This is a genomic window from Streptosporangium carneum, from assembly GCF_027922005.1.
In the GTDB taxonomy this organism is placed as follows: Bacteria; Actinomycetota; Actinomycetes; order Streptosporangiales; family Streptosporangiaceae; genus Streptosporangium; species Streptosporangium carneum.
The window spans coordinates 123,311-149,687 of sequence record NZ_BSEV01000007.1 but is presented as its reverse complement, the minus strand read 5'-3'; the positions used below and the strand labels follow the sequence as shown (position 1 = coordinate 149,687).

The 26,377-nt window shown below is 72.3% G+C and carries 25 protein-coding genes; 14 read left to right on the top strand and 11 right to left on the bottom strand.

The window, feature by feature from the left end; all coding sequences use genetic code 11:
* Nucleotides 1–344: 344 nt before the first annotated feature.
* The 6 genes from lipB to PKF00_RS17605 all read right to left on the bottom strand — a co-directional run bounded on the left by lipB (nt 345) and on the right by PKF00_RS17605 (nt 7,474).
* Nucleotides 345–1,022 carry a lipoyl(octanoyl) transferase LipB gene (gene lipB / locus PKF00_RS17630; protein ID WP_271218628.1) on the bottom strand — a complete coding sequence of 226 codons (678 nt, stop codon included), beginning with the start codon at nt 1,020–1,022 and terminating at the stop codon, nt 345–347.
* A gap of 28 nt (nt 1,023–1,050) precedes the next feature.
* A complete protein-coding gene (locus PKF00_RS17625) occupies nt 1,051–1,788 on the bottom strand; it encodes a Type 1 glutamine amidotransferase-like domain-containing protein (RefSeq protein WP_271218627.1) in 738 nt (245 codons plus the stop codon).
* Nucleotides 1,789–1,825: 37 nt separating this feature from the next.
* Complete coding sequence (locus PKF00_RS17620; RefSeq protein WP_271218626.1) at nt 1,826–2,722, bottom strand: TIGR01777 family oxidoreductase; 897 nt, start codon at nt 2,720–2,722, stop codon at nt 1,826–1,828.
* A gap of 180 nt (nt 2,723–2,902) precedes the next feature.
* A complete protein-coding gene (gene sucB, locus PKF00_RS17615) occupies nt 2,903–4,363 on the bottom strand; it encodes a 2-oxoglutarate dehydrogenase, E2 component, dihydrolipoamide succinyltransferase (protein ID WP_271218625.1) in 1,461 nt (486 codons plus the stop codon).
* A 36-nt stretch (nt 4,364–4,399) separates the two neighbouring features.
* Complete coding sequence (gene lpdA, locus PKF00_RS17610; RefSeq protein WP_309298409.1) at nt 4,400–5,812, bottom strand: dihydrolipoyl dehydrogenase; 1,413 nt, start codon at nt 5,810–5,812, stop codon at nt 4,400–4,402.
* A gap of 174 nt (nt 5,813–5,986) precedes the next feature.
* Complete coding sequence (locus tag PKF00_RS17605; protein WP_271218623.1) at nt 5,987–7,474, bottom strand: leucyl aminopeptidase; 1,488 nt, start codon at nt 7,472–7,474, stop codon at nt 5,987–5,989.
* Between the two features lie 127 nt (nt 7,475–7,601).
* Here PKF00_RS17605 and PKF00_RS17600 point away from each other — a divergent pair, with 127 nt between their 5' ends.
* The 3 genes from PKF00_RS17600 to PKF00_RS17590 all read left to right on the top strand — a co-directional run bounded on the left by PKF00_RS17600 (nt 7,602) and on the right by PKF00_RS17590 (nt 10,070).
* Nucleotides 7,602–7,949: a GntR family transcriptional regulator gene (locus tag PKF00_RS17600; protein WP_271218622.1), complete on the top strand. Its 348-nt coding sequence runs from the start codon at nt 7,602–7,604 to the stop codon at nt 7,947–7,949.
* 64 nt (nt 7,950–8,013) lie between these two features.
* The gene (locus PKF00_RS17595; protein WP_271218621.1) at nt 8,014–8,997 is read left to right on the top strand and encodes a DUF1648 domain-containing protein; all 984 of its coding nucleotides are present in this window, start codon (nt 8,014–8,016) and stop codon (nt 8,995–8,997) included.
* Nucleotides 8,998–9,134: 137 nt separating this feature from the next.
* Complete coding sequence (locus PKF00_RS17590) at nt 9,135–10,070, top strand: CPBP family intramembrane glutamic endopeptidase (protein ID WP_271218620.1); 936 nt, start codon at nt 9,135–9,137, stop codon at nt 10,068–10,070.
* Between the two features lie 81 nt (nt 10,071–10,151).
* Here PKF00_RS17590 and PKF00_RS17585 read toward each other — a convergent pair whose 3' ends face one another.
* Nucleotides 10,152–11,000, bottom strand: a complete 849-nt coding sequence (locus PKF00_RS17585; RefSeq protein WP_271218619.1) for an adenosylcobinamide-GDP ribazoletransferase — start codon at nt 10,998–11,000, stop codon at nt 10,152–10,154.
* A 185-nt stretch (nt 11,001–11,185) separates the two neighbouring features.
* Complete coding sequence (locus PKF00_RS17580) at nt 11,186–12,382, bottom strand: bifunctional adenosylcobinamide kinase/adenosylcobinamide-phosphate guanylyltransferase (RefSeq protein WP_271218618.1); 1,197 nt, start codon at nt 12,380–12,382, stop codon at nt 11,186–11,188.
* Nucleotides 12,383–12,513: 131 nt separating this feature from the next.
* Between PKF00_RS17580 and PKF00_RS17575 the strand changes: the two genes are divergently transcribed.
* On the top strand, nt 12,514–12,720 hold the full coding sequence (locus PKF00_RS17575; protein WP_271218617.1) for a hypothetical protein: 207 nt from the start codon (nt 12,514–12,516) through the stop codon (nt 12,718–12,720).
* A 122-nt stretch (nt 12,721–12,842) separates the two neighbouring features.
* On the opposite strand, the gene PKF00_RS17570 is transcribed toward PKF00_RS17575, so the two are convergent.
* Nucleotides 12,843–13,841: an aldo/keto reductase family protein gene (locus tag PKF00_RS17570; RefSeq protein WP_271218616.1), complete on the bottom strand. Its 999-nt coding sequence runs from the start codon at nt 13,839–13,841 to the stop codon at nt 12,843–12,845.
* Nucleotides 13,842–13,897: 56 nt separating this feature from the next.
* On the opposite strand from PKF00_RS17570, the gene PKF00_RS17565 reads away from it, so the two are divergent.
* A complete protein-coding gene (locus tag PKF00_RS17565; protein WP_271218615.1) occupies nt 13,898–15,268 on the top strand; it encodes an SMI1/KNR4 family protein in 1,371 nt (456 codons plus the stop codon).
* Nucleotides 15,269–15,483: 215 nt separating this feature from the next.
* Here the strand turns inward: PKF00_RS17565 and PKF00_RS17560 are convergent, their stop codons facing one another.
* On the bottom strand, nt 15,484–16,092 hold the full coding sequence (locus PKF00_RS17560; protein ID WP_271218614.1) for a DUF3043 domain-containing protein: 609 nt from the start codon (nt 16,090–16,092) through the stop codon (nt 15,484–15,486).
* Between the two features lie 146 nt (nt 16,093–16,238).
* Between PKF00_RS17560 and PKF00_RS17555 the strand changes: the two genes are divergently transcribed.
* The 8 genes from PKF00_RS17555 to PKF00_RS17520 all read left to right on the top strand — a co-directional run bounded on the left by PKF00_RS17555 (nt 16,239) and on the right by PKF00_RS17520 (nt 24,327).
* The gene (locus tag PKF00_RS17555; RefSeq protein ID WP_271218613.1) at nt 16,239–17,042 is read left to right on the top strand and encodes a PspA/IM30 family protein; all 804 of its coding nucleotides are present in this window, start codon (nt 16,239–16,241) and stop codon (nt 17,040–17,042) included.
* Nucleotides 17,039–17,317 carry a PspA-associated protein PspAA gene (gene pspAA / locus PKF00_RS17550; RefSeq protein WP_271218612.1) on the top strand — a complete coding sequence of 93 codons (279 nt, stop codon included), beginning with the start codon at nt 17,039–17,041 and terminating at the stop codon, nt 17,315–17,317. Before PKF00_RS17555 ends, pspAA begins: the two co-directional genes overlap by 4 nt.
* A 9-nt stretch (nt 17,318–17,326) precedes the next feature.
* Nucleotides 17,327–18,229 (top strand): zinc metalloprotease HtpX, encoded by a 903-nt coding sequence (gene htpX, locus PKF00_RS17545; RefSeq protein ID WP_271218611.1) that lies wholly within the window; start codon nt 17,327–17,329, stop codon nt 18,227–18,229.
* Nucleotides 18,230–18,233: 4 nt separating this feature from the next.
* Complete coding sequence (pspAB, locus tag PKF00_RS17540) at nt 18,234–18,812, top strand: PspA-associated protein PspAB (RefSeq protein ID WP_271218610.1); 579 nt, start codon at nt 18,234–18,236, stop codon at nt 18,810–18,812.
* Nucleotides 18,813–18,815: 3 nt separating this feature from the next.
* A complete protein-coding gene (locus PKF00_RS17535; protein WP_271218609.1) occupies nt 18,816–20,264 on the top strand; it encodes an alpha/beta fold hydrolase in 1,449 nt (482 codons plus the stop codon).
* Between the two features lie 166 nt (nt 20,265–20,430).
* A complete protein-coding gene (locus PKF00_RS17530) occupies nt 20,431–22,788 on the top strand; it encodes a serine/threonine protein kinase (RefSeq protein WP_271218608.1) in 2,358 nt (785 codons plus the stop codon).
* 1 nt (nt 22,789) lies between these two features.
* A complete protein-coding gene (locus PKF00_RS17525) occupies nt 22,790–23,539 on the top strand; it encodes a maleylpyruvate isomerase family mycothiol-dependent enzyme (protein WP_271218607.1) in 750 nt (249 codons plus the stop codon).
* 68 nt (nt 23,540–23,607) lie between these two features.
* On the top strand, nt 23,608–24,327 hold the full coding sequence (locus PKF00_RS17520; RefSeq protein WP_271218606.1) for an SIMPL domain-containing protein: 720 nt from the start codon (nt 23,608–23,610) through the stop codon (nt 24,325–24,327).
* Nucleotides 24,328–24,542: 215 nt separating this feature from the next.
* Here the strand turns inward: PKF00_RS17520 and nadA are convergent, their stop codons facing one another.
* The gene (gene nadA / locus PKF00_RS17515; RefSeq protein WP_271218605.1) at nt 24,543–25,697 is read right to left on the bottom strand and encodes a quinolinate synthase NadA; all 1,155 of its coding nucleotides are present in this window, start codon (nt 25,695–25,697) and stop codon (nt 24,543–24,545) included.
* A 192-nt stretch (nt 25,698–25,889) separates the two neighbouring features.
* Between nadA and erpA the strand changes: the two genes are divergently transcribed.
* The gene (erpA, locus tag PKF00_RS17510; protein ID WP_271218604.1) at nt 25,890–26,243 is read left to right on the top strand and encodes an iron-sulfur cluster insertion protein ErpA; all 354 of its coding nucleotides are present in this window, start codon (nt 25,890–25,892) and stop codon (nt 26,241–26,243) included.
* The last annotated feature ends 134 nt before the right edge of the window (nt 26,244–26,377 follow it).

The following is a 26,377-nucleotide window of genomic DNA, read 5'->3' as shown; positions in this document are numbered from 1 at the left end:
GTGTTGTGTTGACTGCGACGCCTGGCGGCGTCACGGGCCCGGGCGCCTTCGCGTCGGCGTCCTCCCTCGTCACTCCGTCGCTTCGCTCCTGCTGTCTCACCGCGACGCCGCGCGTCGCGGGCCTGGGCGCTTCCGGGCCGACGCGCCCAGGCCGGGCCTCGGTCCGGACACCGACGCGCCCAGGCCGGAACGAATCCCGGCCGACCGGGAGGTGAGCCGGGTCCCGGGCCAGGCGACGGTGAGGCCCGTTGCCTCGTGACGCCTGGCGACGTCACGGGCTGGGGGCCTGTCCGCGTCGGACCGTGGCCTGGGCGGCGATCGCCGTCTGATCCACAGAACAGGCCCTAGCGGCGGAAGAGGTCCTCCTCCGGCAGGTCGAAGGCCTGCGCGCCGAGGGCCTCGACCAGGTGCTTCTCCGCGTACGGTGTGACCTCGTCGACCACGATCCTGCGTCCCGTCTCCGCCGACAGCGAGGAGACTCCGGCGTCGCTGATCCCGCACGGGACGATCCGGTTGTACCAGCTGGGGTCGTTGGAGCAGTTGAGCGCGAAGCCGTGCATCGTCACGCCCCGGCTGACCCGGATGCCGATCGCGCCGACCTTGCGGTCGGGCAGGCCGTGGGAGGGGTCCCCGGCGACCCAGACGCCGCTGCGTCCCTCGACCCTTCCGGCCTGCACGCCGAAGTCGGCGCAGACGCGGATGAGCGTCTCCTCCAGCAGCCTCATGTAGGAGCTGACGTCCAGGTGCTCTCCGAGCCTGATGATCGGATAGCCGACGAGCTGGCCTGGACCGTGCCATGTGATGCGGCCGCCCCGGTCGACGTCGATGACCGGGGTGCCGTCTGTCGGCCGCTCGTGGGCGGCGGTGCGCTTGCCCGCCGTGTAGACCGGCGCGTGCTCGAGCAGCAGGCAGGTGTCGGGGATCTCCTCGGCCACGCGGCGGGCGTGGATGCGCCGCTGAAGATCCCAGGCCTGCTCGTAGGGGAAGTCAACGCCAAGACGGACGATCGCCAGCTCAGTCACGCATTAAGAGTAGTTGACCCGCTCATGCTCAAGTCGTGAGAAGCCGAGGCTCGATGCGGAACTCCTTGACCCCGTTCTCGCCGTCGTGCTCCACCCGGTAGGCGTAGCCTCTGGGGTCGACGCTCACGGCCTGGATGAACTCGGTGCCCACGTAGTGGAGCGCCACGCCCTCGTCCGCGGCGTAGCCGCCCGGCAGCTCGCCGGAGGCCACCGACGCGTGCAGCAGCTCGCGGCGCTGCGGGTCGGAGTTGTAGTGCACGCCGCACGAGTAGGGGAGCAGGCCCAGGCCGTCCGCCCACACCCGCAACTCGGGCCCGAAGGAGTCGGTGTTGCCGCCCACGTGCCAGCACAGCGCCCCCGCGCTCTGCCCGGACAGCACCACGCCCGCCCGCCAGGCCTCCTCGAAGGCCTCGTCCAGTCCGTGCAGCCGCCACAGCGCCGCGAGGTTGGCCACACTGCCGCCGCTGACGTAGATGACGTCCTGGCTCAGGATCCACTCGCGCGGGTCCTCCACGTTGGGCATCGGGAAAACGGTCAGGTGGCTGATCTCGACGTCCCAGGCGCGGAACGCGCCGTACATCCTCAGCAGCCATTCGGCGTCGTCGCCCGTCGCCGTGGCGAGCAGGCCCAGCCTCGGCCGGTCCTGGCCGGTCAGGTCGAGGGCGTAGCGCAGCAGCGCGCTCGCCTCCATGACCCCCTGGCGCCTTGAGGGGCGGAACGAGCCGCCCCCGATGGCGAGGATGTGAGACTGCCCGGACCTGGCCATATGTGATCTCCCAGTTGCTCCAGCGGAAACAGGGACCCTAGAGTACGGCGGCCAGTGCGTCGCCGAGGCGCATATGCCGGAACGTGTGACCCGCCTCGAGCAGCCGCCGGGGAAGCACCCGCTGGCCGGTGAGCACGCCCTCCTCCGCGAACCCTCCGATGGCGGCGCGCAGCACGAACCCGGGCACGGCCAGCGGCATCACGGGCCGGTGCACGGCCCGGGCGAGTGTCCTGGTGAACTCCGCGTTGGTGACCGGCTCGGGCGCGGTGACGTTGACCGGGCCCGAGATCTCCGGGTCCCGGAGGACGCGCAGCACGGCCTCGACCCAGTCGTCGACGGAGATCCACGACCAGTACTGCCCGCCGGAGCCGAGCGGCGCGCCCAGCCCCATCTTGAACACGGGCAGGATCCTGGGCAGCATGCCGCCCTCTCCGCTCAGCACCAGGCCGGTGCGGAGCAGCGCGACCCGGATGCCGGCCTCACGCGCGGGCTCCGTCTCCGCCTCCCACGGCACCACCACCTCCCGTGCCAGGAAGCCGTCGCCGGGCGGGGCCGTCTCGTCGACCTCGCGGTCGCCGGTGTCGCCGTAGAAGCCGATCGCGGAGCCGGAGAGCAGCGCCCCCGGCCTGGCCCCGGCCTGCGTGAGCGCCTTCACCAGGGTCCTGGTGCCCTCGACACGGCTGCGGGTCACCTCGCGCTTGAAGTCGTCGCTCCAGCGCCGGTCGCCGATGCCCGCTCCCGCGAGGTGGACGACGGCCTCGGCGCCCTCGACGGCCGCCGGGTCGAGAACGCCCCTCGCGGGATTCCAGAACGCCTCGTCGGCCCCTTGGGGCTCCCGCCGCACCAGACGCACCACCCGCGTGCCCTCGGCCCGCAGAGCCTCGACCAGAGCCGACCCCAGCAGGCCGGAGGACCCGGTCACGATGGTCGTCATGTCACCCAATTTAATCGACCTCCCCTGGGGTGTTCGGGAGCGGGGCGGTCGCCGGATTCACGCTCGGGTCCGAGAGGCCTTCGGCGAAGGCGGTGGGGGTGGGGGTGGGGGTGGGGTGGCCGGGGAAACGGACCGGGCCGGCCCGCGAAACGCGGACCGGCCCGGAGGAGAGAACGAGGACTAGGCGTTGAGGCCCAGCTGGTTCTCGAAGCGGCCCTCCTCGAGACGACGCTTGATCGTCGTCAGGAAGCGGGCGGCGTCGGCGCCGTCGACCAGGCGGTGGTCGTAGCTGAGCGCGAGGTACACCATCGAGCGGACGGCGATGACCTCGCCCTCGGCGGTGTCCAGGACGACGGGACGCTTGACGACCGCGCCGGTGCCCAGCATGCCGACCTGCGGCTGGTTGAGGATCGGCGTGTCGAACAGCGCGCCGCGGCTGCCGGTGTTGGTCAGCGTGAACGTGCCGCCGCCGAGCTCGTCGGGGCTCACCTTGTTGGTGCGGGTGCGCTCGGCCAGGTCGGCGATCTTACGGGCGAGACCCGCGATGTTGAGGTCGCCCGCGTCCTTGATCACCGGGACGATCAGGCCGCGCTCGGTGTCCGTCGCGAAGGCCAGGTGCTCGGCGTCGAAGTAGGTGACCTCGTTGGTCTCGCTGTTGATCGTGGCGTTCAGCTTCGGGTGCTGCTTGAGCGCCTCGATCGTGGCGAGCGCGAAGAACGGCATGAACGAGAGCTTGACGCCCTCGCGCCGCTGGAACTCGGCCTTCGCGCGGTCGCGCAGCTGCGCGATCTTGGTGACGTCGACCTCGACCACGGTGGTGAGCTGGGCCGAGACCTGCAGCGACTCGACCATGCGCTTGGCGATGGTCTGACGCAGGCGCGACATCTTCTCGGTACGGCCGCGCAGCGTGGTGTCCACCGCGACCGGCTCGGCGGCCTGGGCGGGGGCCGCGGCGGGCGCCTGGGCGGCCTGCGGGGCGGGAGCCTGGGCCGGGGCGGCCTGCGCGGGAGCGGTCTGCGCGGCTGCCCGCTGGTTGCGGGCGGCCTCGAGCACGTCCTGCTTGCGGATGCGGCCGCCGACACCGGTGCCGGTCAGCGTGTCGAGGTCGACGCTGTGCTCGCTGGCGAGCTTGCGCACCAGCGGGGTGACGTACGGGCTGTCGCCGGAGGGCGCGGGCTCCGCCGCCTGGACGGGCTGCGGGGCGGGAGCCTGCGGCGCGGCCTGGACGGGCTGCGGGGCGGGAGCCGGAGCCGGAGGGGCGGCCTGCGGCGCGGGAGCCGGGGCGGGCGCCGGAGCCGGGGGGGCGGCCTGCGGGGCGGGCTGCGGGATCGAGGAGATCGGCTGGGCCGGGGCGGGCTCGGGCTCGGGAGCGGGAGCCTGGGCGGGAGCGGCGCCCTCGGTGGCGTTCTCGTCGATGATCGCGAGCTCGGCGCCGACCTCGACGGTCTCGTCCTCGCCGACGACGATCTTGGTGAGGATGCCCGCCGCGGGCGACGGGATCTCGGTGTCGACCTTGTCGGTCGACACTTCGAGGAGCGGCTCGTCGGCCTCGACGCGCTCGCCCTCCTTCTTCAGCCAGCGGGTGACGGTGCCCTCGGTGACGCTCTCGCCGAGCTGGGGCATCTGTACGGACTTCGGCATGATGGCTTCTCTCGTGTTCCGAGTGAGGGCTTGGAGTTAGTTGTGGACGTGCAGGGGCTTGCCGGCCAGGGCCAGCATCGCCTCGCCGACGGCCTCCGACTGGGTCGGGTGCGCGTGGATCAGCTGCGCGACCTCGGAGGGCAGGGCCTCCCAGTTGTAGATCAGCTGTCCCTCGGTCACGAGCTCGCCGATGCGGCGGCCGACCATGTGCACGCCGAGGACGGGGCCGTCCTTCTCTGAAATGATCTTCACTGCGCCCTGCGTCTGCAGGATCTGGCTCTTGGGGTTGCCCGCGAGGTCGTAGGTGAACTCCACGATCTCGTGGCCCCGCTCCCTGGCCTGGGCGGAGGTGATGCCCACCGAGGCGACCTCGGGGTCGGAGTAGGTGATCCGGGGCACGCCGTCGTAGTCGATCGGCACCGGGTTGAGGCCGGCGATGTGCTCGGCGACCAGGATGCCCTCCGCGAAGCCCGCGTGGGCGAGCTGCAGGGTCGGGATCAGGTCGCCGACGGCGTACACGCCGGGGACGCTGGTCTGGCAGAACTCGTTCACCGTGACGGTGCCGCGCTCGACGGCGACGCCCACCTCCTCCAGGCCCAGGCCGGAGGAGACGGCGCCGCGCCCGACGGCGACGAGCAGGAGCTCGGCCTCGAGGGTCTTGCCGTTGGCGAGCGTGACGACCACGCCGGTGTCGGTGGTCTTGACGCTCTCGAAGAAGACGCCCAGCTCCTGCTTGATGCCCCGGCGGCGGAAGGCGCGCTCGAGCAGCTTGGAGCTCGACTCCTCCTCCAGCGGGAGCAGGTGCGGCAGGCCCTCGACGACCGTCACCTCGGCGCCGAAGGAGCGCCAGACGCTGGCGAACTCGACGCCGATGACGCCGCCGCCCAGGACGATCACCGAGCCGGGGACCCGGTCCAGCTTGAGCGCGTGCTCGCTGGTGATGATCCGCTCGCCGTCGATGTCCAGGCCGGGCAGCGACCTGGGCGCCGAGCCCGTCGCCAGCACGATGTTGCGGCCCTCGTAGACGTCGGAGCCGACGGCGATCCGGTTCGGGCCGACCAGGCGACCCTCACCCTCGACGATCGTGATGCCCTTGCTCTTGAGCAGGCCCTGCACGCCCTTCCAGGCGCGGGTGACGATCTTGTCCTTGAAGGCGTGGACCGCGGGCACGTCGATGCCCTCGAAACGGGCCTTGACGCCGTAGGTCTCGCTCTCGCGCGTCTCGTCGGCGACCTCCGCCGAGTGCAGGAGGGCCTTGGTGGGGATGCACCCCCGGTGCAGGCACGTGCCGCCGATCTTGTCCTTCTCGATCAGGACGACCGTCTTGCCCAGCTCGGCCGCCCGCAGAGCGCAGGCATACCCACCGCTACCGCCACCCAGGACGACGATGTCGTACGGGCCGCTGCCATCAGCCACAGGAAATCTCCTTGTCGGATTGAAATACCGCATCGCGGTCGCGCCCGCTCCGCGCCTTCGCCGGATCCGTGGATGCCCGCTCGCATCCGCGTCTCCGCCCCCTGGCCACGGCTCGCCGCCGTGGCGGCGCCGGGCCGTCGGCCCGGCACCGCCATCCGCATCTTTTCATCTGTCCATGTCGCTTGTGACCCGCTCGCGCGAGGCCTGTCAGCTCGCGTAACGCTCCGCGAGACCGACGAGGGTCCGGGTGATCGCGCCCGTGCCGCCCTTCGGCGTGTAGCCGTGGGCCTCGCCCTTGTTGAAGGCGGGACCGGCCATGTCGATGTGCGCCCAGCTGACCCCTTCCGGCACGAACTCCCGCAGGAAGAGGGCCGCGGTCAGCATCCCGCCGAACCGCTCGGGGTGCAGGTTGGCGATGTCGGCGACGGAGGAGTCGAGGCCCTTGCGGAGCTCCTCGGGCAGAGGCATGCCCCAGGCGGCCTCGCCCTGCTCGCCCGCGGTCGCCACGACCAGCTCGCGCAGCGCGTCGTCGTTGGCCATGACGCCCGACGTGCGCCAGCCGAGCGCGACGATCTGCGCGCCGGTGAGCGTGGCGACGTCCACGATCACGTCGGGGTTGTCCTGGCCCGCGCGGGCGATGCCGTCGATCAGGACCAGGCGGCCCTCGGCGTCGGTGTCGAGCACCTCGACGGTCTTGCCCGCGAAGCTGGTGAACACGTCGGAGGGGCGCTGGGCGGTGCCGCTCGGCATGTTCTCCGCCAGGCAGAGGTAGCCGACCGCGTTGACCTTCAGGCCCAGCCTGGCGATCGCGAGGAGCGCGCCGAGGACCGCGCCCGCGCCGCCCATGTCTGACTTCATCCAGTCCATCGAGGCCGACGGCTTGAGCGACAGGCCGCCCGAGTCGAAGGTGATGCCCTTGCCGACGAACGCGACGGTCTTGGCGGCCTCGGGGTGGCTGTAGGCGAGACGGACCAGGCGCGGCGGGTTGGCCGACCCCTGGCCGACGGCCACGATGCCGCCGTAGCCGGCCTCCTTGAGGGCCTTCTCGTCCAGCACCTCGACCGACAGGCCCGCCTCTGAGCCGCTCTGCTCGGCGAGCTCGGCGAAGCGGGCGGGCGACAGGTCGGAGGGCGGGGTGTTCACCAGGTCGCGCACCAGGGAGACCGACTCAGAGAGGGTGGCGGCCCGCCCGACCGCGGCCTCCGCGTCGTCCGCGCGGCTCAGCACGGTCAGCTCGTCGACGGGGGAGGGCTGCTCGCCGTCGGTCCGGTACTTGGTGAAGGAGTAGGAGCCCAGCAGGCCGCCCAGGGCCAGGGCTCCGGCCTGCCGCGCGTCCGCGGCGGGCAGGGCGAACGCCACGCGGGCGGTGCCCGTCAGGGAGCGTACGGCCGCGCCCGCGGCGCGGCGCAGGGCCTCGAGGTCGTACTCGCCCTCGGGGGTCTTGCCGAGGCCGACGACGACCAGCAGCGGGGCGGTGATCGCGCCGAAGGTCGGAACCTTGGCGATCTCGCCGGTGTTGCCCTTGACGCCCACGGCGCCGAGGGTGGCGGCGAGCTTGCCGCCGAGTGCTTCGTCCAGCCCTTCCGCGCCGGAAGCGGGGATCGGCCCGCTCTCCCCGGCGTGGACGCCGACGACCAGCGCATCGGTGTCGAACGAGACGACGTTGTCAGTTGAATTCACCCGCACAGTGGTCACGCGCCCGATGCTAGCCGCGCTTGGGCCGTACGCATAAACGAGGGTTCGTCCTATGAATTGGTGAGAGCCGAAATGAAGCTATCTCAAGTGGCATCATCCCGAGGATGATGCTACTGTCAATAGCATCATGTTACTCACCCTGGACCTGAACGATCCCCGGCCGCTGCACGAGCAGGTCGCCGGAACGATCCGCCGCGCCATCGCGGACGGCTCCTACGCCCCGGGTGACCGCCTGCCGCCCGCCCGGGACCTGGCGGACGCGCTGGGCATCAACGCCAACACGGTGCTGCGCGCGCTGCGCGAGCTGCGGGACGAGGGGCTTCTCGAGTTCCGCAGGGGGCGCGGCGTCAGCGTGCTCAGCAGGCCGGACGCCCGGGCGGTGCTGGCGGAGGCGGCGCGCGAGCTGCTCGCCGAGGCCGACCGGTACGGCTACGGCCCGGAAGAAGTGATCCACATCATCAGGGAACTGTCATGACCCCCACGCGACACCGGTTCCCCCCATCGCCCGCGCAGCTGTTCTACCAATGGAAGGAGGCGCGATGATCCTCCGAGGCCGCGCCGCCCTCGCCCTCGCCTGGGGCGCGTTCGTCACCGTCGTCATGGTCGGCGTCCCGCTCGTTCTCCGCGACCGTCTCCCCGACCCGCTCGCGACCCACTGGAACGGCGCGGGCGTCCCCAACGGTCACATGACCTTCACCGTCAACCTCGTGTCCGCCCTGCTCCTGTGGGGGGTCGGGTGGGGCGTCCTGCTGGTCCTCGCGCTGCGGGGCCCGGCGCTGAGCACCCGCCTCGGGCGCGCAGGCTGGTGCGGCTTCCTGTTCGGCTGGTCCGTGCTGGCCGTCGGCGTGCAGGCCTCGACCCTCCACGCCAACCTCGACGTCGCCGACTGGCGTCAGGCCGCGCTGCCCGCCTGGCAGGTCGTCACCGTGGTCGTCGCCGCCGTGGCGGCGGGCGTGCTCGCCGGGGTGCTCGGCAGGGGCGGGCCCGACCCGCGCCACGATCCCGCCGCGCTGCCGACCATGCGGCTGCGGCCGGGCCAGCGCGCGGTCTGGGTGAGCCGCGCCACCAACCACTGGCTCGCCGGCCTGTCCCTCGCGGCCCTGGCCGGCGCGCTGGCCACCGGCGTGCTCGCCGCGACGGGCGTCATGTCCGGCGAGGTCGTCTGGATCAACGTGGCGGTCCTGGCCACGGTGGCGCTGGTCGGGGCCGGCACGTGCTCGGTCCGCGTCCGCGTCGACGCGGAGGGTCTGCGCGTCGGCTTCGGCGCCCTCGGCAGGCCCGCGCGCCACACCCCGGTCGCCGGGATCGAGTCCGCCTGGGTCGAGACGCGCAGTCCCGCCGAGGTCGGCGGCTGGGGCGTGCGGGGCCTGCCCGGCGCGGGCCGGGTCACCTTCATGCTGCGCGGAGGCGAGTGCCTGGTCGTCCGGCGCGTCACGGGAGGCGAGTTCGCGGTCTCCGTCGACGACGCCAGGAACGGCGCCGCCCTGCTGAACGCCTATGTCGCCGAGACCGTGGGCTCCTGACCGGAACCGGCCGTCAGGAAGCCCCCGCCGCGCGCCTGCCGTCCCGTTCGCCTCCGTCCCGGCACCCGTCCCGGCACCCGTCCCCGCCTCCGCCACGCGCGCCGGGCGACGCCCGCACCCTTGAGGAGAGTGATGTCATGCCACGTCGTCACGCCGACCTGTGGCTGTTCCTGATCGTCGCGTTCGGCCTGGCCTGGCTGTTCGCCCTTCCCCTCTGGCTGAACGACGCCTCCCTCGGATCCCCGCTGCTCACGGTGACCGGCGCCGCCATGATGTTCACCCCGTCGCTGGGCGTCCTGGCCGTCCTGCTGTACGGCAGGCGGCGGGGAGAGCCCGGGACGACCTGGCGCGAGTGGGCGAGGCGGACCGGTCTGACCCTGGGGGAGCGCAGAGGCCGTACGGCCCGGCTCTTCGCGGTCGCCTGGTTCGGCACCCCGCTGCTGGTGGTGGCGGCGATCGCGCTCAGCGCCGCCCTCGGGCTCGTCGTCCTCGACCTCGACGGGCTCAGCCTGTACCGCCAGGGCCTGGAGCAGGCGGCCCCGGCGCGGTCCCCCTCGATCGACGTCCGGGTGCTCGCCGGGCTGCAGGCCGTCTCCGCGGTCCTCGTCGCCCCGCTGATCAACTCCGTCGTCGCGTTCGGCGAGGAGTGGGGCTGGCGAGGCTGGCTGCTGCCGCGCCTGATGCCGCTGGGCGTGTGGCGGGCGCTCGTGGTCTCCGGAGTGATCTGGGGGGCCTGGCACGCCCCGCTCACCCTGCGCGGCTACAACTACCCCGAGTTCGGCGCGTGGGCCGCTCCCTTCTTCGTCGTGTTCTGCGTGGCCTACGGAGCCTTCCTCGGCTGGCTGCGTCTGCGCTCGGGCAGCGTCTGGCCCGCGGTCGTCGGCCACGGGGCGCTGAACGCCTCCGCGAGCCTGGTGGTGCTCGTCGGCGACGCGGCCCACCCGCCGAACCCCGCCGTCGCCGGGATCACGGGGCTGGTCGGCTCGGCGCTGCTGGCCGTGCTGTCCGCCCTGCTGTTCACGCGCCGGCCGGTGCGCCCCGTTGTCCACGCCGAGGACCGGCCGGCGGCGTGAGGAGGGAGATCACCGACGAGGCAGCTGGTCGAGGCCGTTGACGAGGCCGCCGGTCGGGGCGCGGCGTGGCCGGCGGGAGGGTCATCCCACGAGCGCCGCGCACACGACCAGCGCCGTCGCCGTGGCGGTCTCGACCAGCGCGCCCAGCACGTCACCGGTGATCCCGCCCAGCCGCCGCACGGCCCTGCGCCGCAACGCCAGGGCGGCCAGCAGTCCCGCGACGACGGCCGCGGGCGGTCCGAGAGACGCCGGCCACGGGCCGGTCGGCGGGTGCGGGGCGAGGACGGCGCAGGCGGCCGCGACGGCCGCCGTCCCGAGGAGCACCAGGGCGGTCACGGCCAGCGCGGGGCCCCGCCGTACGGTGCCCGCGACCATCGCGCCGAGACCGCCGGGCCTGGCCGCGGGGACGCCCGTCCCGCAGGCCCAGGTGAGGGCGAGCCTTCCCGCCGCGCACGCCGTGACCAGCACGACCGGACCCCTTCCCGAGCCGGCCGTCTCGGCCAACGCCGCGACCTGGACCAGCAGGGTGAGGACCAGGGTCACGACGCCGAACGGGCCGATGTCGGACCGTTTCATGATGTCCAGCGCCTGACCGGCGGGTTTGCCGCTGCCCAGCCCGTCGGCCAGGTCGGCCAGCCCGTCCAGGTGCAGTCCGCGGGTGAGCAGCGCCAGCGCCGCTACGGCCAGCGCCGACGCGAGCAGCGGGGTGAGGCCCAGCCACAGCGCTCCCCCCAGCACGACCGCCCCCGCGACGCCGAGCAGCGTCCCCACGAGCGGGGCGAGCGTCATCGCGACCCCTCCGGCTCGGCGGTCGACCACCCCGGGGCGGACCGGGAACACGCTCAGCGTGCCGATCGCCAGGCGCAGTCCGTCGGCCGGAGTCGACCTGGGCTCGGCGGGCGGAGGATCGGAGGACGGCGTTCCGGACATGGTCGACGATCGTAGCTCCGCGCCGCCTGCCCGGCCGTGACCGGGCGTGTGACCGGGCGTGTGACAGGGCAGGAGGGCCGGGACGGGCAGGAGGGCGGGGCGTCGGCGCGAAGGCGGGCAGAGCGCTCGAAAGGGCGGCGAGAAGGTCGCGGGGACCGTAGGGGGCGAGACGGGCGGGCGGCTGGTCAGAGGGGCAACGGCAGGAGGCGGCCCGCCACGACCAGCGCGACCTCCTCCGACTCGGCGGCCAGCCGCTGGTTCAGCCTGCCGAGGACGTCACGGAACATCCGGCCGCTCGACGTGGCGGGCACCACGCCGAGGCCGACCTCGTCGGAGACCGCGACCACCCGGGAGCGGGCCTGCCGCCAGGCCGCGACCAGCTCGTCGCACCGGGCCGCGACCGCGTCCCTGCCGCCCTCGTCCCCGCCGGACCAGGCGTCGCACTCGTCGAAGACCGCCGCGACCCAGGTGCCGAGCCCGTCGACCAGCATCGGGGTCCGCGAGGTCCGCAGCAGCCCGGCCAGGTCGGTGGTCTCGACCGTCTCCCAGTGGGCGGGTCTGCGCTCCCGGTGCGCCCTGACCCTGCGGCCCCACTCGGCGTCGCCGTCGCCGGAGGGACCGGTCGCGACGTAGCGGACCTCGGGCTCGGCGGCCAGCCTGACCTCGGCCTCGGCCGACTTGCCCGAGCGCGTCCCGCCCAGGAGCAGCGTCCTGCGGGGGAGCGGAGGCCGGGCGGGGGCGGGTTCGCCGAGGTCCAGGACCGTCCCGTCGGGCACGACCCGCACCCCCCACAGCAGCGCCCGCCGGGCCAGCTCGTCCTCGGACGGAACCCGGTGGTCGACGTGCACCGCCACGACGTGGGTCCGCTCGGCGACCACGCCCCTGCGACGCAGGTCGCCGAGCAGTTCCGGGCGGTCGAGCACGTCCACCAGCACCAGGTCGCACGCTGGGCCGGACGGCGAGTCGGACACCGGGCCGGGCGGCCCAGGCAGCGGCTCGGTCGGCGAGCCGTTCAGCGGGGTGGGCGGCGAGCCGTTCAGCGGGGCGTCGCCCGTGCGGTCGCCGTCCGCCCGCGACGGCTCCGCGGGCTCAGGCCGGACGGGAACGGGGAAGGACGGCAGGTGCGGCGGGGCCGCGTAGAGGATCCGGTGGCCGTGGGGAGTGGTGAGGAGCAGGCCGTCCTGGCCGGTCGAGACCAGGTAGCCCGGGGGCACGCCGACGCCGGGACCGGGGAGCGGGAGCCGTACCGGACGGCCGGGCTCGCCCAGCACCGCCTCGGCGGGGCGGCGGTGACCAGGGGAGAGACGGGAGCACGAGGCGCATCCGCACCCCTGGACGGGCCATCCGGCCGTTCCTCCCGTGCCGGAGATCAGGACCTTCACCGCCCCAGCGTATGGGCGTGACATCCGGCGGGCGCCGCCCCGCCCCCACGTTCGGGGCGGCCTCGGGCGATGTAGGGTTCGCTGAGCCGTCTGGAAGGCATCGCCTCACCCCGTGAGAAGGAGCGTATGGCATGACTTGGCACTGGCGTTATGAAAACGCGAACGGCGGCGAGGTGACCGAGGGGGTCACGCCCTCCGACGCGTTCCCGAGCCAGGCTGACGCGGAGTCGTGGCTCGGTGAGAGCTGGCGCGAACTGCTGGAGGCCGGTGTCGAGACGGTCACGCTTCTCGAGGACGGCCGGGTCGAGTACGAGAAGATGTCGCTGCGCCCGGAGTGACGCCTCTCCCGCGAACGGACGGCCCCGGGCCTCCCCCGATCGTGAGGGAGGCCCGGGGCCGCGGGATCGCCGGTGACGTCTCGGCGGGAGGCCGTCGGGAACCGGCGCCCGACGCCGGCTGACTAGGGACGCCTCTCCGGGCTGACGGTCTTGGCGGGGTCGCGTTCGACGACCGGGCCGAGAACGTCGTCGATCCTCTTCAGCACCTCGTCGTCCAGCTTCACGCCGGACGCCTTGACGTTGTCGCGAACCTGCTCGGGCCTGGTCGCTCCGACGATCGCCGAGGCCACGTTCGGGTTCTGCAGCACCCACGCCACCGCGAGCTGTGCCATGGTCAGTCCGAGGTCGGCCGCGATCGGCTTCAGGTCCTGGACGCGGGTGAGGACGTCGTCGGCGAGAATCCTGGAGATGAAGCCGCCCCCGGTCGGGTCGGTGGCCCTGGATCCGGCGGGCGGGGGCTGGCCGGGAAGATACTTCCCGGTGAGCACGCCCTGGGCGATCGGCGACCAGACGATCTGGCTGAGACCCTCCTTCGTGCTCAGCGGCACGACCTCGGCCTCGATGACCCGCCACAGCATCGAGTACTGCGGCTGGTTGGACACCAGGCGGTCGAAGCCCATCTCGTCAGCGATCTTCAACGCCCGGCCGATCTGGTCGGCGGTCCACTCGCTGACGCCGACGTAGAGGACCTTGCCCTGCCGTACGAGGTCGTCGAAGGTCTTGAGGGTCTCCTCGAGCGGGGTCTCGTAGTCGAAGCGGTGGGCCTGGTACAGGTCGACGTAGTCGGTCTGCAGGCGGCGCAGCGAGCCGTGGATCGACTCGGTGACGTGCTTGCGGGACAGCCCCCGGTCGTTGGGGCCCGTGCCCGTCGGCCAGTAGACCTTGGTGAAGATCTCCAGGGATTCGCGGCGGACGCCCTTCAGCGCGCGGCCGAGCACCTCTTCGGCCTTGGTTCCCGCGTACACGTCGGCGGTGTCGAAGGTGGTGATCCCCTCGTCGAGCGCCGCCTGCACGCATTCCCTGGCGGCGTCCTCCTCGACCTGGGAGCCATGGGTGATCCAGTTGCCGTAGCTGATCTCACTGACCTTGAGGCCGCTACGGCCAAGGTGGCGGAATTCCATGCCTTCGACCCTATTGGGTGCGATGAAACAGGGGGATTCGGGATAACCTGCCCGGCGTGTTGCGCTTGATCAGTTCTCGATGGGTACGGCTCGCGCTGGCGGCCGCCGCCGCGGCGGCGATCGTCGTGGCGGTCCTGCGCCTGCGCCGTCCCCCGGCCGTCCCCGGGGCGGCCTCCGGCGCGAGAACCGCTCAGGACCCCCGGGTGGAGATCGTCCCGGGAGCCGCCACCTCCCTGGCCGAGACCGGGCCCGGCTCCGAGACGCGATGGCCGCCCGCCCCGGTCCTCGGCACTCCGAGCGCCGAGGTCCTCAGGCGCTACGCCGCCGGAACCCGCCTGCCCGCGTTCCTCTCGCGCGAGGCCGCGCCGAGGAAGCCCCTCGAGCCCGCCGCCCGGCGCGCGCTGACCCGGTGGGCGGCGGCGGCGTGCGCGCTGTGCCTGTTCGCCGGCAGCGCCCAGCTCCTGGAGGGCGCGGTCTTCGCCAAGGAGGAGTACTCCACGTGGGTCGTCACTGAGGGGGGAGGCGGCACCCTCTCCGAGGTCGGCGCGTGCGAGTCGTGGGGTGAGGAGGGACTCACCTGGAGGACGAGCGACACGGGCGAGGCGTTCTGCGTGGAACGTGACGTCGACGGCGTGGTCGGCCGGTGGTCGGCGGACGTCCAGCCCGTCCTTCCCGACGACGTCCCGGACCTGCCGCCCGTCGACCCTCCGCGCCCCGAGGCCTCCGGCGCCGCGCCGACTCCGACTCCGACCGCCTGGACGGACGGCTCGGCCGTCGACGCCGACTGCCACCCCGTGGCGCGCACGCCGAGGGTGCGGCCGATCCGTCCCAGGGTGACCAGGGCGGTCGACCGGCAGTGGACGCGGATCGACAGGTGGCTCAGGGCCAACGCCCCCGAGACCTACCGCACCCTCGCCGCCCCGGCCAGGCCCGGGACCATCGCGGTCGCCGAGGCGCAGATGGGTCTGCGCCTCCCCGACGACCTGCGTTCCTCCCTGCTGCGGCACAACGGCTCGGCGGGGACGGAGGAGGCGTGGGGGTTCGGCCCGATGGGCGAAGAGCTCCTGGGCGTCAAGCAGATCCGTGACACCTGGCGGATGCTGTGCGGGATCGACGGCACGGATGAGGACGCGGAGGGTGCGGAGCCCGATCCGCGTACGGAGTGGTGGGACGGGCGGATGATCCCGTTCTCCAGCGACGGTGTCGGCGGCGGGCTGCTGATCGACTCCGTCAGGCGCGACGTGGGCAAGACCGTGGAGGACGGCCCGATCGGTTTCACACCGGGCGGGATCCGGATCAGGTCGTACTACGCGCTGCTGAAGGCCACCGCCGACGCCCTGGAGACCGGCGGGACGGTCGGCGACTGGAAACCCGTGCTCGTGGGGAAGGCGCTGGAGTGGCGGTTCGTGAGGTCCGGCGGAGCCTGAAGGGCCGGAAAGGGCCCCGGGAGAGCCGGGGCCGGGGAGGCGGACCCTCGGGCGTCCCGAGGAGACGAGCCAGGTCCGGGAGGAAGAGGCCGTGAGGAGCCGCTCCTGTGAGGGCGACCAGGGAGGGGAAAAGCCCGAGCCCCGGCCCCTCCGCTTCGGGGGGCCGGGGCTCGGGGCCGCTTCGGGAGCCGGGGCTCGCGGGGCTCTCGCCTCGCCTACTTCTTCGGCGGGACCGGCCTGCCGCCGGGCAGCACGGCGGGCGGCGGGAAGCGCAGCTTGCGGATCTGCAGCGCGCGCATGGCGGCGTAGAAGCCGACGCCCTTGACGTTGTCGCCGGGGAACTTCTCCGCCGCCGTCTTCTTGACCTTCCAGGACACCCAGACGGAGGTCAGCAGAACGCCGATCATCATGAGCGGCCAGCCGACCGTGATGACCGCGAGGTAGACCTGGCCGCGGACCGCCTCGGGGAAGGGGATCCAGGTCAGCAGCAGGATGAGCAGCGAGAACGGCAGGAAGTACTGGCTGGGCAGGCGGCGGGAGTCGACCCAGTCCCTGGCGAACTTGCGGGCCGGGCCCCGGTCGCGGGCCGGGAAGTAGCGCTCGTCGCCGCGCAGCATGCCCTCGCGCGCCTTGACGCGGTCGTTGGCCTGGCGCTCGCGAAGCTGCTTGTAAGCCTCTTTGCGGTTCTGCGGAGCGTTCACCGGCTGGCGGCGACGGCCTTCGGCGTCCCGGCGCTTGGGTGTGGGACGCCCCTTGCCCGCAGGCTTAGGATCGTTGACGGAGACGGGGGAGTCGTCCGCGGTGGTCTGGGTACGTCGGAACACATCGTCAGCCTACCGGGACTGCAACTTAGTGACGCCCCCGTGCGTTATGCGTAGGGTGAACCTAGGTGGCTCCGGTGCTTTGCTTGGGGAGCTGGACTCACTGGGGTGACCCGAAGGGCATTTGAAGAAGGGGACGGCCGACGCGCATGAGCGTGATGAAAAGACTTTCCATGATCTTCAAGTCCAAGGCGAACAACGCCTTGGACAAGATGGAGGATCCGCGCGAGACCCTGGACTACTCCTACCAGCGCCAGTTGGAGTTGTTGCAGAAGGTGCGCCGTGGCGTGGCCGACGTCGCCACCTCGCGTAAGCGGGTGGAGCTGCAGATCAACCAGATCGAGGCGCAGTCGCGCAAGCTTGAGGAGCAGGGGCGCAAGGCGCTCGGAGTCGGCCGGGAGGACCTCGCCCGCGAGGCGCTGACCCGCAGGTCGAGCCTGCAGACCCAGATCGCGGACCTGCGTGTGCAGCACGACAACCTGCAGGCCGAGGAGGAGAAGCTCACCACCGCCTCCCACCGTCTCCAGGCCAAGGTCGACTCCTTCCGTACGAGGAAGGAGACGATCAAGGCGACCTACACCGCCGCCGAGGCGCAGACGCGGATCAACGAGGCCTTCTCCGGCATCTCCGAGGAGATGGGCGACGTCGGCCTGGCGATCCAGCGGGCCGAGGACAAGACCGCCTCGATGCAGGCGCGCGCGGGCGCCATCGACGAGCTGCTGGCCAGTGGCGCGCTCGACGACTTCAGCGGACAGCGGGGCGACGACATCCAGGCCGAGCTCGACCGCATGGGCGGCGGGCACGACGTGGAGCTGGAGATCGCCCGGATGAAGGCCGAGCTCGGCCAGGCTCCCGCGCCCAAGAGCGCGATCGAGTCGGGCCCGTCCCAGCAGCCCCAGCAGCAGCCGCAGACGCAGACGCAGCAGTTCCGCCAGCAGGGGGAGGGGCTGTGATCGCGCGCATCATGGGCGAGGGGCAGATCGAGATCGCCGAGGCCGACCTCGACGTCCTCAACGCCCTCGACGGCGAGCTGGAGGCGGCCATCGCGGCCGGGGACGAGGAGACCTTCAGGAGCAGGTTGCACGACCTGCTCGACAAGGTCCGCCACGTCGGCAAGGCGCTGCCCGACGACAGCCTGGAGCCGTCCGAGCTGATTTTGCCTCCGGCCGACGCTTCCATGGACGAAGTGCGGGCGATGCTCGGCAACGAGGGGCTGATTCCCGGATAGTTTGGGCATATGGCACACACCCGGTTCGCCCCGGACCGGGGCCTGACCAGCCGCATGGTGCTGACCATGTTCCTGCTGGGATTGCTGTATGTCGTGTTCGTGGGCGCCCTGATCGCGCTGGGCGTCCAGACGGTCGTGGTGCTGCTCGTCGCCGCGGGCACCCTTCTGGCGCAGTACTTCATGTCCGATCGCATCGCGCTGTTCGCGATGCACGGGCGCGTCGTCAGCCCGCAGGAGGCCCCCGAGCTGCACGGTGTGGTCGACCGCCTGTGCGCGATGGCCGACATGCCCAAGCCGCGTGTGGCGATCGCCGACTCGGACGTCCCGAACGCGTTCGCCACAGGCCGCAACCAGAAGAACGCGGTGGTCTGCGCGACCACCGGGCTGATGCGCCGCCTGGACCGCGCCGAGCTCGAGGGCGTGCTGGCCCACGAGATGTCCCACGTCGCCCACCGCGACGTCGCGGTGATGACGGTCGCGTCGTTCCTCGGCATCGTCGCCGGGCTCATGACCAGGGTCGCGCTCTACAGCGGCCTGGGCGGGCGCAGGGACAACCAGAACGGGGCGCCGATCGGCCTGATCGTGATGCTGGTCTCGATCCTGGTCTACGCGGTCAGCTTCGTCCTCACCCGTGCCCTGTCGCGCTACCGCGAGCTGGCCGCCGACCGCGCGGGAGCGCTGCTGACCCAGCGCCCCTCCGCGCTGGCCAGCGCGCTGGTCAAGGTCTCGGGCGAGATGTCCCGCATCCCGACCAGGGACCTGCGCGAGGCCGAGCCGTTCAACGCGTTCTTCTTCGCCCCGGCGCTCGCCGGCCGTTCGGCGCTGACCTCGCTGCTGGCCACCCACCCGCCGCTCGAGCGTCGCCTCGAGCAGCTCAGGGGGATCTCCGCCCAGCTCGGACAGGGAGTGTGAGGCGGTGGCCAGGTGGTGGGACGCGTTGCTCGGCCGTACCGAACCCGTCAAGCCCGATCTCGACGCGCTGTTCGCGCTGCCGTCCGCCGCGGTGACCCTGCAGGCCGCGACCGGGCTCGAGCCGTCGGGGGTCGGCTCCGTCTGCTTCCGCTCCGCCGAGGGCGGGGCGTTCGCCACGCTGGAGCGCGACGTCGTCCAGTTGCTCGCCGCCGGAGGAGGACCGCCGGTCGAGCAGTCGAAGGACTCCTACGGTTACACGTGGCTGGTGGCGCGCCGTGCGCCCGACCAGCCGGGCGACCTGGTCACCGACCTGCACGCCGTCAACTCCTCCCTCGAGGCCGCGGGCTTCGGCCCATCCCTGCTCTGCTCGACGGTGGCCTTCGCCGGCGACTCCTCGGGGGCGCGCGGGCTCGCCCTGGTGTACCTCTACAAAAGGGGCACCTTCTATCCCTTCGCGCCGCTGCCGGGCCAGCGCAGGGACAACGCGCTCGAGCTGCAGGTGCGCGCCGCGCTCGAAGGGGAGCTGCCGATCGAGCCCGACCTCGGCCGCTGGTTCCCCCTCTGGGGCGCCCCCGGGCTGTGAGCGGTGCTCTCCAGGCGTAGGACGACCCTGGTCGCCGCCGGCGCGTTCCTGCTGTCCGGACTGTGTTACGCCGCCTGGGCGCCGCTGCAGTTCCTCAATCCCGGGATCGACAGGTACACGGCGTACGTCAGCGAGCTGGCCGCGGCGGACCAGCCCTGGTCGTGGCCGGTACGGGCCGCGGACGTGCTGGCCGGGGCCGCCTGCCTGGTGGGAGTCGCCCTCGTGCCCGACGAGCGGCCAGGTCGTGCCGGTGCGGCGGGCTGGCTCGGCCTCGCCCTGTTCGGCGTGATGACGGTCCTGGACGCAGGCTTCTTCCCGCTTGACTGCGCCGTGCTGAGCGACCCCTCGTGCGCGGCGGCCGAGGCGGCGGGCAGGGTCTCCGCCGCCCACCGGATCCACACGGTCACCAGCTCCCTGGCGCTCGCGGGAGCGGTCGTCAGCCTCCTCGCGCTGCCGGTGAGCGCGCTGCGGCGGCGCAGGTGGCCGCTCCTGGCGCACGGCGGAGCCGTACTGGCCGTCCTCATGGCCGTCACGACGGCGTGGACGCTGACCCTCGTCGCCGCGCCGGCCACGACCGGGCTCAGGGGGCCCGTCGGGATCGCCCAGCGTCTCCAGGTCGGGGTCGTCGCGTTCTGGCTCCTGCTGGTCGCGACCGCGCTGTGGCGTGACAGGACGCGGGCGGCCCCGCCGAAGTCGCACGTGCTGGTCGAGGGGGCGGGGGCGCCGCCGGTGGTGATCTGCGCGGGGATGGCCGGGGCGTGGTTCCACTGGGAGCGGGTCGCGGGGGGCCTGACCGCACACCACCGGGTGATCCGCTTCGACAGGCCCGGGCTGGGGCTCAGCTCGGGGCACCTCGGCCCGCCGACGCTGCGTGAGGAGGCGGAGCGCATCGCCGCCCTCGCGGAGTCGGCGGTGGTCGTGGGGCACTCGGTCGCGGCCATGCACGCCGAGGCCTTCGCCAGGCTGAACCCGGGGCGGGTCGCGGGCCTGGTCCTGGTCGATCCCAGCTGTGAGCGGGAGGCCGGGGGCAGGGGCGGGCCGTCGGCGGCGCTCGTGCGGGCCGTACAGCGCGCCCTGCCCGCCCTGGGCGGGACGTTCGGCGCCACCGCGCTCGCCGGTCTGACGCTGCCCCTCGCGCACCGTCTCGTCATGGGCCCGCACGACCGCGCCCGTCCGGTGTACGGCAGAGGCCGGGTCCTGGCGGCGGCGCTGGCCGAGTGGCTCGCCTATCCCGACATGGCCGTCGAGCTCGACGAGCTGCGCCGAAGCCGCCCCTTCCCCGAGATCCCGGTCGTCATCCTCAGCGCGGGAGGGGAGGACCCGTGCCACCGGGCCCTCGCCGGACTCCTGGGCGCCCGCCTCGTCCCGCTGCCGGACACGGGGCACGAGGTGCAGCTCGAGCGCCCCGAGGCGGTCGCCGAAGCGGTCAGGACGCTCACCCGGCTCCACTGAGGATCACCCGGAACATGACCCCAATAACCCCTTTCGGCCCGTCTGTCTCATGGATTGATGCACGTGCTGTGACTATTAGCCGTCACAATGGAGCGTAAAAAGTCCCTAAAGGGGGGGTAGGGGTATGCCGGACCTTGTGTCCTTGCGGCCTGGGGATCCCGAGAGGGTGCGGGAGTACAAGCTCACCGCGCGGCTCGGCGAGGGCGGGCAGGGAACGGTCTATCTCGGCGTCTCGCCCACAGGCGCCCGCGTCGCGGTCAAACTGCTCCGTGCAGACCTCGCGCAGGACGAGGAGGCGATGGAACGTTTCGTCCGCGAGGTCAGCACGACCCAGCGGGTCGCGCCGTTCTGCACCGCCGCGGTCATCGACACCGGCGTCGACCAGCACCGTCCGTACATCGTCAGCGAGTACATCGACGGTCCGACGCTGGCCGAGGTCGTGGCCACGGAGGGACCGCGAGAGGGCTCCGCCCTGCACCGCCTGGCGATCGGCACGGTGACCGCGCTCGTGGCGATCCACCAGGCGGGGATCGTGCACCGGGACTTCAAGCCCTCGAACGTGCTGCTCGCCTCGGACGGCCCCCGTGTGATCGACTTCGGCATCGCCAAGGCGCTCGACCGCACCTCGACGCTGACCGCGACGGCGATCGGCACCCCCTCCTACATGACTCCCGAGCAGCTCGCCGGAGAGAACGCGGGATCACCCGCCGACATGTTCTCCTGGGGCTGCACGATGGTCTTCGCGGCCACGGGGCAGCCGCCGTTCGGCACGGACAGCCTGCCCGCGATCTTCAACCGGATCATGAACATGGAGCCCGACCTGCGGGCGATCGCCGATCCGGCGCTGCGCGAACTGGTCGGCCAGTGCCTGTCGAAGGACGCGACCCTGCGTCCCACGGCGGGGGAGGCCCTGCTGCGGCTGCTCGGCCACGCGGGCGGCGGGCCGGGCGTCGCCACGCCGACCGCGCCCAAGGGCATTCTCGCCGAGGGCTCGGCCGCCGCCGCCCAGCAGACGGGGCCCGGCCCCGGCGGCTACCCGTACCTCCCGGCGAGCGGGTACGGCCAGACCGCCCACCTGGAGCACACGGGGCCAGGCGGCCACCCCGGCCCCGGGCAGCCGGGGCAGGGCGGCTACCCCGAGCGGACACGTCCCCAGAACTTCCACGACGCGGGGCCGGGGCAGGCGGGCTACTCCTCGCAGACCATGTACGGGCGCGGCTACCCGCAGGGCGGACCGGGTCATCCCCAGCAGCAGGGGCCCGGTTATCCGCAGCAGGGGGTCCCGCAGTCCCACGTCCCGCAGTCCCACGGGGCCCCGGCGCCCTACCCGGGGCAGGGCGCCTCGCCGTATCCGGGACAGGGCGGCGCGCCGTACCAGGGGCACGGGCGGGAACGGAAGTCGTCCCGGCGCGGGGTCTGGGTCGCGGTCGGCGCGGGGCTCGCGGTCGTCCTCCTGGGAGGCGGAGGGGTCACGCTGGCGCTGCGCAACAGCACGCCCGGCGGCGTGGTGGCCACCGGCGCGACCAGCACCCAGGGGACCAACAGCCAGGGAGACAACAACCAGGGGACGAACAACCAGGGGACGCCGGACGATCCCGTGTCCTCGCCGCCCCCCGAGGTCACCGACCCGCCCGAGGCGTCGAGGAAGATCAAGCTGCCGGGCACCTCGATCACGCTCCACGAGAGCGACGACGACCCGATCAGGCTGACCTCCTACAGCCTCGACTGGGACAAGACCCTCTACGTTCGCGGCCTCAGCGGCGCCTTCACCAAGAACGACAAGTACTTCCAGTACACGGTGAACGCCGCGGGCACCCACGCGCTGGCCACGGACAAGGTCTACGACGCCAACAGCTACGCCGTCGTCTCGATCGTCGACCGGCGGTCCGGCGCGGTGACCAAGATCAAGACCACCAAGGCGCCGGTCTACCCGACCCTTCCCCAGTGGTCCCCCGACGGCAGGCGGGGCCTGGTGACGCTGTACGAGGCGGTCGGCGACACCAGCAAGGAGTACGGCTACGCCGTCATCGACATCGCCAAGAAGAAGGTCAGGGTCGTCCGCGTCAAGGAGAAGGACGCGGGCAAGTGGAGCTACTTCTGGCGGGGGGACGGCCGGGCGGTCGGCACCTGGGCGCTCACCGGCAAGACCCAGCGCATCCGTTTCTACGACCTGCAGGGCACCGTGCTGCAGACCCTGCTGGACGTGGGAACCCCGCTCACCGTCGAAGGTGACGACGTCTCCCCTTCGGGCACACTGATCATGACCTACTGCAAGGGGAACGACGAGGAGGTCTGCATCTGGTCGACCGCCTCCGACGCGGACGCCCAGTTCAGGGTCCCGTTCCCGACCAAGCGGCTCATCGGCTGGTACGACGACCGGCACATCGTGGGCTGGCGGAGCAAGGGGAGCGGCTACGAGGCAGTGGTGATCGACTTTGAGGGCCGGGTGAAACGGGTCCTGGCCACGACCACGAACGCCAAGGAGTACGAGAAGCAGTTCATGCGCTTCACGCGAAAGGGCTGAGATGAGGGACTGGACCCACGAGGAGCACACCGAGGCCACCCGCCGGGAGATCACCCGGATGGCGGAGTCGCTCGCGGGCGGTGACATGTCCACCGAGGTGCGGACCTGCCCCGGCTGGGACCTGGCCGAGCTCACCGCCCACACCGGCGGGGTGCACAGGTGGGCCGCCGCGATGGTGCGCGACCTGGCGGAGCGGCGCTACGACCGCGAGACCATGGAGACGGGCCTGCCCGCCAGGGCGCAGGACCGTCCCGGCTGGCTGGCCGAGGGAGCGACCCTGCTGCCTGAGGCGCTGCTGGCGGCCGACCCCGACGCGCCGATGTGGTCCTGGGGCGGCGACAGGCACGTGCGGTTCTGGTCGCGGCGGCAGCTGCACGAGACCGTGGTCCACCGGATCGACGCCGAGCTCGCGCTGGGGGTTCCGGTCTCGGTCGACGAGGACGTGGCCGAGGACGGGGTCGAGGAGTTCCTGGACATCCTGCCCCACGCGCGCTGGAGTCCCGTGGCCGAGCTGAGGGGAGCGGGCGAGACGATCTCCCTGCAGGCCGACACCGGCGCGGGATGGGTGGTCACCCTCGACCCCGACCGCTTCCACCACGCGCGCTCCCTCCAGCCGGGGACGGTCACCGTCCGCACCTCGACGGCCGCCGACCTGCTGCAGGTCGTGTGGGGCAGGCGCAGCGCCGACGACTACGCCGTCGAGGGCGACGCGGGGCTGCTGGCCTGGTGGCGGGAGCGCGCCGTAATCTGATCTTCAAGACACGGCAGGGCGCGTCGGGCCTCCCCGGCCTCGTCGCCAGGCCGTGGTGCCATGAGCATATGATCAAGTTGTCTCACACCGTGGCCGCGGCCGCGTTCGTCACCATGGGGATGTTCGGCGGGGCCGCGTTCGCCGACTCCGGCTCCGACGTTGCGAGGGTGGTAGTGGACGAAAGCCAAGCCCAGGTGACGGTCACGGGAGAGGGAAGCCTGTCCTCGCCCCCGGACATCATGCGCCTGAACACCGGTGTCGAGGTGCGCCGCGCGACCCCGGGACAGGCCTTCGCCGACGCCCGCAGGGCCGCGGCCAGGTTGACGAAGGCTCTGCTCAAGGCCGGGATCGACGCCAAGGACCTGCGGACGAACGAGCTGGCCCTGGGCCCCGAGTACGACACCTACCCCAAGGTCTCCGGCTACCGGGCCGTCCAGGGCGTCGAGGCGGTCGTGCGCGACGTGGAGAACGCCGACAAGGTCATCGAGGCGGCGGTCGAGGCGGGGGAGGAGGTGCGACTCAACGGCGTCTCCTTCGAGATCTCCGACGGCCGCAAGGTGCTCAGGGCCGCGCGCGAGGTGGCGTTCAAGGACGCCAGGTCCCGGGCTGAGCAGTACGCCAAGCTGGCGGGGCGGGAGCTCGGCCCGGTCGTGACGATCGCCGAGGAGAACGTGACCCCGCCCAGGCCGATGGCGTACGGCGCCGGCATCGCGGCCGACAAGGCCTCGATCAGTCCGGGCCAGCAGAGCGTCTCGGTCAGCGTCCGGGTGGTCTACGGGCTTCGCTGACCCCTCGCGCGTTCACGAGGGCGCCCGGCGGCCGTGCTCACGGGACGGCCGCCACGAGGAGACCGGGGCGTCCGCGGGTCGCCACGAGGAGGCCGGGGCGTCCGCGGGTCGCCACGAGGACGACCCCGCCGCCGCGCTCCCCCCGGCGGCCGGCGGCCGCCGGGGGCGCACTCCGTGACAGGGCGCTCCGCGGGATCCCGTCAGCGGACGGGCGGTCAGGGCAGGGCCAGCATCCGGTCGAGGGCGACCTTGGCCCAGCGGGTGGTCTCCGGGTCCACGGTGATCTGGTTGGCCACCTGGCCCGCCGCGAGGGACTCCAGCGCCCACACCAGGTGCGGCAGGTCGATCCGGTTCATCGTCGAGCAGTAGCAGACGGTCTTGTCGAGGAAGGTCACGTTCTTGTCGGGGAACATCTGCCCCAGCCGCTTGACCAGGTTCAGCTCGGTGCCCACCGCCCAGGAGGAGCCCGCGGGGGCCTCCTGCAGCTTCTTGATGATGTACTCGGTCGAGCCCACGTAGTCGGCCTTGGTGACCACCTCGTGCCTGCACTCGGGGTGGACCAGCACGTTGACCCCGGGGATCCGCTCGCGCACCTCGTCGACGCATCCGGCGGTGAAACGGCCGTGGACCGAGCAGTGCCCCTTCCACAGGATCATCTTGGCGTTCTCGAGCTGCTCCGCGGTCAGCCCGCCGTTCGGCCGGTGCGGGTTGTAGACGACGCAGTCGTCGAGCGACAGGCCCATCTCCAGCACCGCGGTGTTGCGCCCCAGGTGCTGGTCGGGCAGGAACAGCACCTTCTCGCCGCGGGAGAACGCCCAGTCGAGGGCGCGCCTGGCGTTGGAGGAGGTGCACACCGCGCCGCCGTTGCGCCCGCAGAACGCCTTGATGTCGGCGCTGGAGTTCATGTAGGTGACCGGAACCGTCACCTCGGCGATCCCGGCGTCCTCCAGCGCCTCCCAGCACTCCTCCACCTGGTCGAAGGTGGCCATGTCCGCCATCGAGCAGCCGGCCGCGAGGTCGGGCAGCACGACCTTCTGCGAGTCGTTGGTGAGGATGTCGGCCGACTCCGCCATGAAGTGCACGCCGCAGAAGACGATGTACTCCGCGTCAGGCCTGGCCGCCGCGTCCTTGGCGAGCTTGAAGGAGTCTCCGGTCACGTCGGCGAACTGGATGACCTCGTCGCGCTGGTAGTGGTGCCCCAGGACGAAGACCCGGTCGCCGAGCGCGGCCTTGGCCCGCCTGGCGCGCTCGACGAGCGCCGGATCTGAGGCCGACGGCAGCTCGCCGGGACAGTCGACGCCGCGCTCGCTGTGCGGGTCGGTCCCCCTGCCGAGGACGAAAAGCGGAAGCCCGGTCTCGGTGGTCGTCACGACCACACCCCCTTATCGTCGAACTGACGACTAATGATGACACACGCCGTGGGGGGTTTTATTCCGGGGTGGAGGATGGTTGCGGTCCCAGGAATGTGTGGCCGTCCGCGCGTGTTGGTAGCGTCTAAGAAGGACGTCACAAACAGACAGCCGTTCCGAACGGGCGGTTGACGCAGACGCGGGAGTCACCACATGTCGGTTGAGAGCAGTGAGACCACGGCGCAGGGCCTGATCCTCAGTGACGCGGCCGCGGCCAAGGTCAAGAGCCTGCTGGAGCAGCAGGGCGAGGAGGGCCTCCAGCTGCGCGTGGCCGTGCAGCCCGGCGGCTGTTCAGGCCTGCGCTACCAGCTCTTCTTCGACGACCGTTCCATGGACGGCGACGTCGTCTCGGACTTCAACGGCGTCAGCGTGGTCACCGACCGGATGAGCGCGCCGTACCTCGTCGGCGCCACGGTCGACTTCGTCGACACGATCGAGAAGCAGGGCTTCACGATCGACAACCCGAACGCCACCGGCTCCTGCGCCTGCGGCGACTCGTTCAACTAGACGGGTCCGCGCGGACACGTCAGGACGAGTGACACGCGAAGGCCTCGCGGGGTGAGATCTGTCACCCCGCGAGGCCTTCGCGCGTTCACCTGGTCGCGTATTCTTGCGGGGCTCCAATCCCCGTCATATCCAGA

Coding starts and splice junctions, on each gene's coding strand:
- PKF00_RS17525 (WP_271218607.1), top strand. CDS start 22,790: ATGAGGGACTGGACCCACGAGGAGCACACCGAGGCCACCCGCCGGGAG.
- PKF00_RS17600 (WP_271218622.1), top strand. CDS start 7,602: ATGTTACTCACCCTGGACCTGAACGATCCCCGGCCGCTGCACGAGCAG.
- PKF00_RS17590 (WP_271218620.1), top strand. CDS start 9,135: ATGCCACGTCGTCACGCCGACCTGTGGCTGTTCCTGATCGTCGCGTTC.
- PKF00_RS17585 (WP_271218619.1), bottom strand. CDS start 11,000: ATGTCCGGAACGCCGTCCTCCGATCCTCCGCCCGCCGAGCCCAGGTCG.
- lpdA (WP_309298409.1), bottom strand. CDS start 5,812: ATGCGGTATTTCAATCCGACAAGGAGATTTCCTGTGGCTGATGGCAGC.
- PKF00_RS17520 (WP_271218606.1), top strand. CDS start 23,608: ATGATCAAGTTGTCTCACACCGTGGCCGCGGCCGCGTTCGTCACCATG.
- htpX (WP_271218611.1), top strand. CDS start 17,327: ATGGCACACACCCGGTTCGCCCCGGACCGGGGCCTGACCAGCCGCATG.
- PKF00_RS17620 (WP_271218626.1), bottom strand. CDS start 2,722: ATGACGACCATCGTGACCGGGTCCTCCGGCCTGCTGGGGTCGGCTCTG.
- PKF00_RS17555 (WP_271218613.1), top strand. CDS start 16,239: ATGAGCGTGATGAAAAGACTTTCCATGATCTTCAAGTCCAAGGCGAAC.
- PKF00_RS17595 (WP_271218621.1), top strand. CDS start 8,014: ATGATCCTCCGAGGCCGCGCCGCCCTCGCCCTCGCCTGGGGCGCGTTC.
- sucB (WP_271218625.1), bottom strand. CDS start 4,363: ATGCCGAAGTCCGTACAGATGCCCCAGCTCGGCGAGAGCGTCACCGAG.
- PKF00_RS17625 (WP_271218627.1), bottom strand. CDS start 1,788: ATGGCCAGGTCCGGGCAGTCTCACATCCTCGCCATCGGGGGCGGCTCG.
- erpA (WP_271218604.1), top strand. CDS start 25,890: ATGTCGGTTGAGAGCAGTGAGACCACGGCGCAGGGCCTGATCCTCAGT.
- PKF00_RS17575 (WP_271218617.1), top strand. CDS start 12,514: ATGACTTGGCACTGGCGTTATGAAAACGCGAACGGCGGCGAGGTGACC.
- PKF00_RS17570 (WP_271218616.1), bottom strand. CDS start 13,841: ATGGAATTCCGCCACCTTGGCCGTAGCGGCCTCAAGGTCAGTGAGATC.